General features: G+C 73.0%; 12 protein-coding genes. 10 read left to right on the top strand and 2 right to left on the bottom strand.

Annotated elements, in window-relative coordinates; genetic code table 11:
* Positions 1–135: 135 nt before the first annotated feature.
* From ACZ6RC_RS22185 to ACZ6RC_RS22145, 9 genes are all read left to right on the top strand, one after another.
* Positions 136–1,218 (top strand): DUF1996 domain-containing protein, encoded by a 1,083-nt coding sequence (locus tag ACZ6RC_RS22185; RefSeq protein WP_469585894.1) that lies wholly within the window; start codon positions 136–138, stop codon positions 1,216–1,218.
* A 102-nt stretch (positions 1,219–1,320) separates the two neighbouring features.
* Positions 1,321–2,742 carry a GH1 family beta-glucosidase gene (locus ACZ6RC_RS22180; RefSeq protein ID WP_469585891.1) on the top strand — a complete coding sequence of 474 codons (1,422 nt, stop codon included), beginning with the start codon at positions 1,321–1,323 and terminating at the stop codon, positions 2,740–2,742.
* Positions 2,743–2,821: 79 nt separating this feature from the next.
* The gene (locus ACZ6RC_RS22175; protein WP_469585888.1) at positions 2,822–4,108 is read left to right on the top strand and encodes a phospholipase D-like domain-containing protein; all 1,287 of its coding nucleotides are present in this window, start codon (positions 2,822–2,824) and stop codon (positions 4,106–4,108) included.
* A 187-nt stretch (positions 4,109–4,295) separates the two neighbouring features.
* On the top strand, positions 4,296–5,174 hold the full coding sequence (locus ACZ6RC_RS22170) for an SDR family oxidoreductase (protein WP_469585885.1): 879 nt from the start codon (positions 4,296–4,298) through the stop codon (positions 5,172–5,174).
* A gap of 122 nt (positions 5,175–5,296) precedes the next feature.
* Entirely contained in the window at positions 5,297–5,758 is a 462-nt protein-coding gene (locus tag ACZ6RC_RS22165) for a hypothetical protein (RefSeq protein WP_391133014.1), read from the top strand.
* A gap of 55 nt (positions 5,759–5,813) precedes the next feature.
* Positions 5,814–6,155, top strand: a complete 342-nt coding sequence (locus tag ACZ6RC_RS22160; RefSeq protein ID WP_391133012.1) for a VOC family protein — start codon at positions 5,814–5,816, stop codon at positions 6,153–6,155.
* A gap of 77 nt (positions 6,156–6,232) precedes the next feature.
* Entirely contained in the window at positions 6,233–6,718 is a 486-nt protein-coding gene (locus ACZ6RC_RS22155) for an MSMEG_6728 family protein (RefSeq protein ID WP_469585881.1), read from the top strand.
* A 163-nt stretch (positions 6,719–6,881) separates the two neighbouring features.
* Positions 6,882–8,012 (top strand): spore photoproduct lyase family protein, encoded by a 1,131-nt coding sequence (locus ACZ6RC_RS22150; RefSeq protein ID WP_391135828.1) that lies wholly within the window; start codon positions 6,882–6,884, stop codon positions 8,010–8,012.
* A 105-nt stretch (positions 8,013–8,117) separates the two neighbouring features.
* Positions 8,118–8,948 carry a DUF1206 domain-containing protein gene (locus ACZ6RC_RS22145; protein WP_469585878.1) on the top strand — a complete coding sequence of 277 codons (831 nt, stop codon included), beginning with the start codon at positions 8,118–8,120 and terminating at the stop codon, positions 8,946–8,948.
* A gap of 74 nt (positions 8,949–9,022) precedes the next feature.
* Here ACZ6RC_RS22145 and ACZ6RC_RS22140 read toward each other — a convergent pair whose 3' ends face one another.
* On the bottom strand, positions 9,023–9,763 hold the full coding sequence (locus ACZ6RC_RS22140; protein ID WP_469585874.1) for an SDR family oxidoreductase: 741 nt from the start codon (positions 9,761–9,763) through the stop codon (positions 9,023–9,025).
* 144 nt (positions 9,764–9,907) lie between these two features.
* Here ACZ6RC_RS22140 and ACZ6RC_RS22135 point away from each other — a divergent pair, with 144 nt between their 5' ends.
* Positions 9,908–10,384: an RrF2 family transcriptional regulator gene (locus ACZ6RC_RS22135; RefSeq protein ID WP_469585871.1), complete on the top strand. Its 477-nt coding sequence runs from the start codon at positions 9,908–9,910 to the stop codon at positions 10,382–10,384.
* 152 nt (positions 10,385–10,536) lie between these two features.
* Here ACZ6RC_RS22135 and ACZ6RC_RS22130 read toward each other — a convergent pair whose 3' ends face one another.
* Positions 10,537–10,995 (bottom strand): hypothetical protein, encoded by a 459-nt coding sequence (locus ACZ6RC_RS22130; protein WP_469585869.1) that lies wholly within the window; start codon positions 10,993–10,995, stop codon positions 10,537–10,539.
* Positions 10,996–11,030: the final 35 nt, after the last annotated feature.

Raw genomic sequence — 11,030 nt, 5'->3', positions numbered from 1 at the left:
GGGGGTATCCCCCCGCCGGTGGTGGGCGTAACCGCGCGCCCGCCCCCCCCGGCCCCCCCCCCCCCCCCCCGGGGGGGGGGGGGGGGCCCCCCCCCCCCCCCCCCCGCCGCCCGTACCACCGACCGAGGAGATCTCATGAGAATCCGTGGCAGGACCCTGTCCGCGCTCCTTCTCGCCACCGCCCTGGGTGTCTCGGCGCTGTCCGCGAACGCGTTCACGGCCGCCTCCGCCTCCACCCACGACAGCACGCCGACCGTCTCCGCCCACGCCGGACACGTGAGCAGCGCGTCCGCCCTCGCCTCGGGCGACGACCCCGACGGCGACGGCTACATCCCCGCCAACCCGCAGGTCACCGGCGTCACTCCGTCGACGGCGGTCCCGCCGCCGGCCTACCACCACGAGTTCCAGGCCGGCTGCGCCGTCACCCACACCGCGGCGGACGACCCGATCCTCTACCCGGGGCAACCCGGCGCCTCCCACGACCACACCTTCATGGGCAACACCACCACCAACGCCCACTCCACCACCGCGTCGCTGACCCCGGGCCCCACCGCCTGCACCGCGCCCGCGGACGCGTCGGCGTACTGGATGCCCTCGCTGTACAAGGGGAACACCAAGATCCTCCCGGTGGGCCCCCAGGTCATCTACTACAAGGCCGGTGTCACGGACTACCGCAGCGTGCGGCCCTTCCCCAAGGGACTGCGGTTCATCGTCGGCAGCCCGACCCAGAGCGCCCAGGAGTTCCGCAACCACAAGGGCTTCGTCGAGGGCTGGGAATGCGGTGACAGCTTCTTCAACACCGACTTCCCCGCGAGCTGCCCGAGCCGGCCCGACGTGCAGCTCAACCTCCGCTTCCAGGCACCCAGTTGCTGGGACGGGAAGTACCTCGACACTCCCGACCACAAGAGCCACATGTCCTACACGGTCGTCAAGCCGGGCACCAACGACAACATGTGCCCGGCCTCCCACCCGGTCGCCCTGCCGATGATCGAGTTCAAGATGGCCTGGCCGGTCAACGGCGACATGTCCCAGGTCCGCCTCTCCAGCGGCAAGGGCTACTCCTTCCACTACGACTTCTTCAACGCGTGGGAGGAGCGCACCCTCAAGGCCCTCGTCGACCACTGCATCGTCGGCGGCCTGCAGTGCGACACCCGGGGCTTCGACCTCTACCGCCCCGAACGCGGTGCCGTGCTGAACGCCGACCACCGTCTGCCCTGACCCGCCACCCGTGCGGCCCGGACGTCCACGACGGCGTCCGGGCCGTCCGCGCGCCGCGCCCCCGCGCGTTCCGCTTCCCACCGAGCGAGGAGAGAGCCCCGCATGACCACCACCGCGCCGTCCGCCACCGCCGCCCATGACGCGCTGATCGACCGGCTGCCACCGGACTTCCGCTTCGGCGTCGCCACCTCCGCCTTCCAGATCGAGGGGGCGACCGCCGAGGACGGCCGGACCCCCTCCATCTGGGACACCTTCTGCCGAGTCCCGGGAGCCGTCGACAACGGCGACGACGGCGACATCGCCTGCGACCACTACCACCGCATGCCCGAGGACGTCGCCCTGCTCGCCGCCCTCGGCCTCGACACGTACCGCTTCTCCGTCTCCTGGTCCCGCGTCCAGCCGCACGGGCGCGGCCCCGTCAACCCGGCCGGCATCGGCTTCTACGACCGGCTGGTCGACGAACTCCTGGCGCGCGGGATCACCCCCTGGCCGACCCTCTACCACTGGGACCTGCCCCAGGAGCTCCAGGACGCCGGCGGCTGGCCGGCCCGCGACACGGCCTACCGCTTCGCCGACTACGCGGAGCTGGTCCACGACCGCCTCGGCGACCGCGTCGAGCACTGGACGACGCTCAACGAGCCGTTCTGCTCGGCCGTCCTGGGCCATGTCGAAGGCGTCCACGCGCCGGGCGGCCGCTCCCTCGCCGACGGGGTGCGCGCCGTGCACCACCTGCACCTGGGCCACGGCCTCGCGGTCCGGCGGCTGCGCTCGGCCGCGCGCCGCCCCCTCGACCTGGCCGTCACCCACCTCCTCGGCACCAGCGGCCCCGCGACCGGCTCCCCGGCCGACCGCGAGGCCGCCCGCCGGGCCGACGCCTTCGGCTTCCGCTTCTACCTCGACCCCATCCTGCGCGGCCGCTACCCCCAGGACCTGATCGACGACCTGGCCGTCCACGGGATCGAGATCCCGATCCAGGACGGCGACCTGGCGACCATCGCCGCGCCCATCGACACCCTGGGCGTCAACTACTACCGCTCGATGCGGAGTTCAGGCGTCGACGGCGGCGGGGCGACCCACGACGCGCACGGCGTCCCGATCACCCGCAACCTCCCGCACGGCGGCCTCCCGCTCACCGGTCTCGGCTGGGAGGTCATGCCGCACGACCTCACCGAGCTGCTGCTCCGCGTCTCCCGCGACTACCCCGGCACGCCGATGGTGATCACCGAGAACGGCGCCGCCTACGACGACCGCCCCGGCCCCGACGGCTTCGTCGACGACACCGCCCGCACGGCCTACCTCGCCGCCCACCTGGCCGCCGTCGCCGAGGCCCGTACCCGAGGAGCCGACGTCCGCGGCTACCTCGCCTGGTCCTTCCTGGACAACTTCGAATGGTCGTACGGCTACGCGCAGCGCTTCGGTCTCGTCCGCGTCGACTACCCCACCCAGACCCGCATCCCCAAGCGCAGCGCCCACTGGCTCCGCGACACCGCGCACCGCGTCCGCGGCGCGGCCCCCCGCACGTGAGGTGAACCCCGGGCCGGGTCCGCGGGCGGTCAGGCTAGGGTCATGATCACAACAACGGGAGACCGGAGAAGGAGAGTTCATGACGACCAGCCTCCGCAGACGCCTGGCGGCGACCGGCATCGCACTGGTACTGGCGGCCGGCGCCCTCGGTTCCGCGCAGAGCGCCACCGCGGGCGAGGCGACGCGGACCGGGAAGGCGGCGCCGGCAGGCGAGGCGGCGCCGGTTGAGGCGGCCGCGGTCCCCGCGCTCGGCCCGCTGTTCAACAACCCCACCTCCGGCGACCCCGCCGCGCAGAACGCGATCAAGAACCGCATACGTGAGCTGATCGCGGCCGCCGACCCCGGCTCGACGATCCGGATGGCGATGTACCACCTGTGGGACAACACCATCGCCCAGGACCTCTCGACCGCCCACACCACCCGCGACGTCGACGTCCAGGTGGTCCTGGACGAGACGACGGTCAGCGCCCCGGAGGGCAGCCGGACCTCGTACGACACGCTCAAGGCGGCGCTCGGCACGGACCTCGTGCAGGACTCGTACGTCACCCTGTGCGCCAAGGGCCGCTCGTGCCTCGGCGCGACCGCGAGCGGAATCAACCACAACAAGTTCCTGCTGTTCAGCAGCGTCGGCGGGGGAGGGGCGACGCAGGTGGTGCTGCAGACGAGCTCCAACCTCACCACCTCGAACTACTCCCGCTTCTGGAACAGCGCGGTCGCCTTCGCCGGCAATGCGACCCTGTACGCGGCGTACAGCTCCTACTTCGGCGAACTGGCCCGGCAGAACCGCTCCACCTGGACGTACACCACCGCCGGGTCGGGCGACCACAAGGTGTACTTCTTCCCCCGCGCCGGCACCACCGACGACACCGACACCGTCGTCAACACCCTCGACAACGTCGGCTGCACCTGGTCCGATGCGGCCGGCACCCACCGCACCGTGGTCCGCGTGGCCATGCTGAAGATCACCCGCCAGGCGGTCGCCGACAAACTGCGCGCCCTCGCGGCGGCCGGCTGCACGGTCGACGTCGTCTACAGCGAGACGGACACCGGCACCTGGAACGCCCTCCACGGCCAGACCCGCCTCACCCCCCGCTGCTACCAGCACGACCACGACACGGACCCGGGCACCCCGAACCGCATCGTGCACTCCAAGAACCTGCTGATCGACGGCGTGTACGCGGGCGCGCGCGAGAAGCTCGTCTTCACCGGAAGCCACAACTACAGCGGTCCGGCCCTGCGCGACAACGACGAGACGATGCTCCGGATCACCACCCCGGCGGTCCACGACGCCTTCGCGGCGAACTTCGCCCAGACGAAGGCCGCGGCCTTCCCGGGCACCGCGGACGCCACCGCCGTCTGCCGCTGACCGCCGAACACGATCGCACGGCCCGCCGCCCCCGTCCCACGAGCGCCGGGGAACCCTCGCCGCCGCCCGATGCGGCAATCGGCGCAGCCGGGACGGCGGGCCCGCGACGGGGGTGGTGCCATGGACGTGCCGTCCGGTCGGGGCGGTGTGGAGCCACGGGGCCACTCGGCGCGATCCTGGGAGAAGCATGTCGCACGGCAACCCCCTCGCGGGGCGGACGGCGGTCGTGACCGGAGCCGCGCGGGGGCTGGGGGCCGGGTTGGTGCGGGAGTTGGCCGGGCGGGGGATGCGGATCGCGCTGCTCGGGCGGGAGGCGGAGACGCTGGCGCGGGTCGCGCGGGAGCTGCCCGTCGAGAGCCGGTGCTACGAAGTGGACGTGACCGACGACGCCCTGATGGAGCGGACGGCCCGCCGGGTGACGCGCGACCTGGGGGAGCCGTCCGTGGTCATCGCCAACGCGGGCGTCGCCGAAGGAGGCCCGTTCGCGACCTCGGACCCGAGGACGTGGCGACGGGTGATCGAGGTCAACCTGGTCGGCAGCGCCGTCACCGCCCGGTCGTTCCTGCCCGGGCTGCTCACCACGCGGGGCTACTTCCTCCAGATCGCCTCGACCGCGGCCTTCGGCTCGGCCCCCATGATGAGCGCCTACTGCGCGTCCAAGGCGGGCGCCGAGTCCTTCGCCCAGTCCCTGCGCGCCGAATGCGCCTACCAGGGCGTCGGCGTCGGCATCGCCTACCTGCACTGGACGGACACCGACATGGTCCGGGACGTGGAGGCCCACGACGTCCTCCGCGAGCTGCGGGCCCACATGCCACGCCCCGCCCGCAAGGTGTACTCCGTCGAGAAGGTCGCCTCCTGGCTGGCCCGAGCGGTCCTCCACCGGTCCGCGACCGTCTACGCTCCCCCCTGGCTCCGCATCGCGCAGCCCGTCCGCCCCCTCCTGCCCCTGCTCGTCGCCCGGACCTCCGCCCGGATCCTGCCCCGCCTCGCGGAGAGCGGACCCCTTCCGGCGACCGGCCTCCTCGGGGCCGGCGGCCTCGCCGACGAAGAGGGCCGGGGCCGCTGACCCGGAGTGGTCCCCGCCGCCGGCCCGGCCCCGACGCTCGCCGGACCCGGCCGTTACCCCGGCCGGAGCACTGCCGCGCCGGACGGGTGTGCGGCCGCCCCGCCGAGGGGACACAGTCCGGCATGCGCACCGACGACCACCACCCCGACCGGACCGCCCCCGTCCGCCCCGTCCGCCCCGAAGGGGTCAGCGACCTGACCGTGGAAGCCCTCGGCTCCTTCTCCAAGGCCCTGGAGACGATCGAACGGGCCCGCGGCCATCTCTACTCCTTCCACCAGCTGACCGGCACCGCCGACCTGGAGCTGGACCGGGCCGTCGACCTGCTGAGGCGGGCGGGCCACCCGGAGTGGGCCGACCTCGTCGCCCGGGAGATCCTCGGCCGCAACGTCATCCCGGGGCACTGGACGTACCAGCTCGTCGAGTCGTACGACCGGACGTACTACGAGCCGTTCAAGGCGTACGAGCGTGATGCCGTCGCCGCCCTCGCCGAGGGCCGCGACCACCTCTTCGAAGCCGAGATGAAGGAGGAACGACGCACCCACGGCCACCGCGACCACACCGCCCAACCGGAGGAAGGCCGCTGACCGGAGCGGAGCGTCTCCCAGGCGGGACCCTCCGGACCCGGCTTAGCATGGCGCCATGGCGGTCGACCTTTTCGCAGGCATCCCGGTGGAGGACTACGCGACGGCGCTGGCCTGGTACGAGCGGCTGTTCGGCTCCCCACCGGCCTTCCTCCCGAACGACGTGGAAGCCGTGTGGAAGGTGGACGAGCACCGGTACGTCTACATCGAGCACCGCCCCGGCCGGTCCGGCCACGCCCTGCACACGCTCTTCGTCGACGACCTCGACGCCCGCGTCGCCGCGATCGCCGGCCGGGGACTGACCCCGACGGAGCGCGAGACCTACGCGAACGGCGTACGCAAGGTCACGTTCCACGACCCCGACGGCAACGAGATCGGCTTCGGCGGCGCCCCGCTCTGACCGCCCGCGCGCGCCGCGGCCCGCCCACGGGGCGCGAGCCCCCTCCCCACCCTCGGCCTCAGGGAGAGCCCCTCCCCATGCAGACCTTCCTCCCCTACCCGGGTTTCACCGAGTCGGCCGCCGTGCTCGACCCCCGGCGCCTCGGCAAACAGCGCGTCGAGGCCCTCCAGGTCTTCCGGGGCCTGACCGTGCCCGGCTACGGGTGGCGGCGGCATCCGGCGGTGCGGATGTGGGCCGGATACGAGGAAGCCCTGGTCCGCTACGGACTGGACGTCTGCGGCGTCTGGACCGCGGAGGAGCGCCCCGACACCTGCGCCGCCACGATGATGGCCGACTACCTCGCCTGGCGGCCGAGGGCCGTGGTGCGCGAACAGGGCGCCCTCGCGGCGGACGGCGAGCTGCCGCCCTGGCTCGGAGACCCCGCCTTCCACCGCAGCCACCAGTCCGCGCTGCTCCGCAAGGCCCCCGAGCTCTATCACGCCCACTTCCCCGGCGTCCCCGACGACCTCTCCTACGTCTGGCCGCCGTCCGACCGGGACGAGACCCTGCCCGCCCGTCCCTGACCGCCCGGGTCCCGCACAGCCGCGACCCGCCGGACCCGCCGCCCCCTCCGTACACTGGGACACCATGCGACATCGCTCCGGACAGCGGCCGGACCGGCCGGTGGACGAACCCGGCACCGGGCCCTCCGGCGAGGCCGACGGCCTGTTCACCGTGAGCGACCTCATGGCCGCGTCCGAGGCCGCCGCCGCACCGGCCGGCGAGGCGGCCGGCCGCACGTTCCGCGACGGTCCCGAGGCGCGCCGGCTGCTGCGCGTGGCGGAGATCCACGCCGAGCCCGCCGCCGCCGACTCCTGGCGCGGACGCCAGATCATCGCCCGCTTCCCCGACGCCCGAGTCGTGGAGACCGACTCCCACTGGCGCATCCCGCACCTCCACGGCAACGAGGGAAACGTGGAACGGTGGGTGAGGGTCAAGCGCGAGACGCTGGTCCTGGGCGAGCGCAAGTCCTTCGGCGTCCGCCCCAACGGCCGGTCCGCCGACTGGATCGCCCCCGGCCTCTCCAACGGCTGCGCGATGGCGTGCGCGTACTGCTACGTTCCGCGCCGCAAGGGCTTCGCCAACCCCATCACCGTCTTCACCAACGTCGACCGCGTCATCGGCGCCCTGGGCCGCCACATCGCCGCCACCGGCCCCAAGCCCGAGCCGAACCAGTGCGACCCGCACGCCTGGGTGTACGACATCGGCGAGAACGGCGACTGCTCGGTCGACGACCTCATCAGCGACAACACCGCCGACCTGATCCGCGCCTTCGGCCGTTGGCCCACCGCCAAGGCGTCCTTCGCCACCAAGTTCGTCAACCCGGACCTGCTCCGGCTCGACCCCCAGGGCCGCACCCGGATCCGGTTCTCCCTGATGCCGCCGGACGACTCCAAGCTCCTCGACATCCGGACCAGCCCCGTCCCGGACCGTCTCGCGGCGGCCGCCGACTTCCTGGACGCCGGCTACGAGGTGCAGTTCAACCTCTCGCCGGTGGTGATCCGGCCGGGCTGGGAAGAGGCCTGGGCGGACCTGCTCCGCGCGATGGACGACATCCTTCCGCGCCGCGTGAAGGACCAGGCGGCGGCGGAGATCATCATGCTCACCCACAACCAGGACCTGCACGAGGTCAACCTCGGCTGGCACCCCCGGGCCGAGGAGCTCCTGTGGCGCCAGGACCTCCAGCAGCCCAAGCGCTCCGAGAACGGCAGCTGGAACGTCCGCTACCGCAACGCCGTCAAGGCGTCCGCCGTCGACTCCCTGCGCCGGCTGATCGAAGCCCGCGCGCCCTGGCTGCGCGTGCGCTACGCCTTCTGACCTCCCCCGACCTCGTCCGTTCCCGGCCCCGCGCCGGCCCGGCGGAGGGTTGCGACCGGCGGGGCGGGGCACTCGGATGCTCCGGAACCAGGGGAGGGATCAGAGATGACCGGAGTGGGGTCGACGGCGGCGGTGGCGAGAAGAGCGGCCCGCGGTGACGCGGTGCGCGCGGGCGCCCGGGCGGGCCTGGCGGCCCGCGGCGTGCTCTATCTGCTGATAGGCGTGCTGGCGGTACGCATCGGCTGGACGGGTACGGGCGAACAGGCCGACCGGGGCGGAGCACTGGCCGAGGTCGCCGCCACCCCCCTCGGCGCCGTCCTGCTCTGGGCGCTGGGCGTGGGGCTCGCCGGGATGGCGCTGTGGCGCCTGTCGGAAGCCGTGTTCGGTGCCGCGGGACCGAAGGGGGACCGTGCCACCAAGCGCGCCATGTCCGGATGCCGCTTCGTCTTCTACGCCGTGGTGGCCTTCCTCGTGTTCTCCTTCGCCGCGGGCGCCAAGGGCAGTGGGGCGGGTGCGAGCGACCGGCAGAGCCAGGACATCACCGGCCGCGTCCTGGGGCTGCCGGGCGGTCAGTGGTGGGTCGGCGCGGTGGCGGCCGGCATCCTCGTCGCGGGCCTGTGCATCGCGGGAAGCGCCGTCCTGCGCAAGTACCGCAAGCATCTGCGGTGGTCGGGGCTGTCGACGAACCAGCGCCGCTTCATGAACGTCACCGGCGTCGCGGGCGGCGTCTCGCGCGGCCTGGTCTTCGCCGCGGTCGGCTTCTTCGCGCTCAAGGCCGCCGTCCAGTTCGATCCGCACCAGGCGAAGGGCGTGGACGACGCGATCCGTTCGTTCGCCTACACCCCGGCCGGCCGCTGGCTGCTGCTCGCCGTGGCGGTGGGCCTGGCGCTGTTCGGCGTGTTCTCCTTCGGCATGGCGAAGTGGCGGAAGGTCTGAGACGGCCCCACCCGCGCAAGTTCTGAGAGGGCCCCACCCGGAAGGCTCCCCGGCAGCGGGGAGCCTTCGTCACGTCAGTGGGCGGTCCGGATCCAGTCTTCGTAGCGGGTCGCCGCCAAGTGGGCCCCGGGTCCGGCGATCAGCACGTCCTCGGGGACGACCGCGAACATGCCGGCGGTGTCGTCGGAGACGACCGTACGGGCGTCGTTCCGGGCCGCGAGGGTGAGCTTGCCCAGCTCGTCGAGGCGGAAGACGTCCGGCCCCGCGATGTCGCGGATGCCGTCGAGCGGGCTCCCGGTGGCGACCTCGACGACCGCGTCGACGACGTCCGCCGCGGCGATCGGCTGGACACGGGTGGCCGGCAGGCGGACGGTGCTGTCGTCGGCGGTCCAGGACAGGACGGCGTCGACGAACTCGAAGAACTGGGTGGCCCGCACGACGGAGTACGGCGTGGGGCCCTGGCGGAGCAGCTCCTCCTGGAGGGTCTTGGCCCGGTAGTAGTCGAGCTGCGGGACCTGGTCGACGCCGACGATCGAGAGCACCACCTGGTGCCGCACGCCGGCCTTCTCCCCGGCGGCGAGCAGGTGGTCCATGGAGGTGCGGAAGAAGTCCATGGAGGCCTCGTCGAAGGTCGGCGAGTTGGCCACGTTGATCACGGTGTCGGCGCCCTCCAGCGCCGCGGCGAGCCCCTCGCCGGTGATCAGGTCCACGCCGGTGGACGGCGATGCCGCGACGGCCTCGTGTCCCGTCGCGGTGAGCCGGCGGACGACCTGGGAGCCGATCAGTCCGGTACCGCCGATGACCGTGAGCTTCATTGTCCTCACCTCTCGCAGGGCGTCGGGGACGGACAAGCCCTTGAGCCGGCCCACCGGGACGCGTCCCGTTAACTCGGATAATCGTTATCCGAGATAATAGTCGGATATCCTTTGTCCGAGTCAAGCGGAGCGGGAGGGTGCGGCATGAAACTGTCGGGCGGGGTGGAGTGGGCGCTGCACTGCTGTGTCGTGCTGACCACCGCGACGGAGCCGGTGCCCGCCGTACGGCTCGCCGAGCTCCACGACGTGTCGGGCAGCTATCTGGCCAAGCAGCTGCAGGCCCTCTCCCGGGCCGGCCTGGTCGGCTCCGTCCAGGGCAAGGCCGGCGGATACGTCCTCACCCGGGCCCCCGAGCTGATCACCCTCCTCGACGTCGTCCTCGCCGTGGACGGTGCCCAGCCGGCCTTCGTCTGCACCGAGATCCGGCGGCGCGGCCCGCTCGCCGCGTCGGAAGAGGACTGCGCGCGGCCCTGCGGGATCGCCCGCGCCATGGCCACCGCGGAGGCCGCCTGGCGGGCGGCCCTGACGGAGATATCCATCGCCGACCTCGCGAAGAGCGTCGACGAGGACTACGGCCCCACCGTGCTGGCCGGCGTCCGTAACTGGCTGACGGGCGGCTGACGGGCCCCGACGAGGAGCCCGGACAGGGCCACCCGCCCCGGAACGGCAGCGACCCGGGGCCCGCACCGGGTCCCGGGTCGTACCGTGCGGCCTTCCGGCCGCCTTATCGTCTCCCGGCCATACGGCCGGTTCTCACCTGACCGGCGTCACACCTACGCCGATCCCGCCGACAGGACCCGCAGGCGGGAACGGCTCCGCTCGTGGCCCTCCGTGCCCTCCCGGACGGCCTGCGACCGGTCCATCCCCGCCCAGCCCGCGCCCCGCTCGGCGTGCCTCACGTCGCGCACGCCCGGGATGCCGTAATGCGTGGTCAGACGCTCCTCCTCGGCCACCGAGAGGACCGCGCCCTGTCCCGGCTCCGCCTCCCCGCGCGGGGACCCTTCGATCAGTTCGAGGGGATACGGCACCACGAGATGCCCGTCCCTCAGCTCCGCGTGGCGCAGCGGGACGAACACCCCGCCCGGCCCCGCGCCCCGGTCGATGATCCGCGCCCACTCGGGCGTGCCGGTGGTGTCGTCCAGCAGGAAGTAGTCCACCTCGCCCACGCGCTGCCCCTGGTCGCCGTCGACAGTGCATCCGGGCATGGCCGCGAGCTGCCGTTCGGTGATCACTGGTGCTCCTCTCCCGCCCCGTCGCGCTCCCTGTC

It is taken from the genome of Streptomyces sp. NPDC048353 (genome assembly GCF_055587165.1).
The sequence above is the reverse complement of the archived record's forward strand: the minus strand, read 5'-3'. Positions and strand labels throughout refer to the sequence as shown.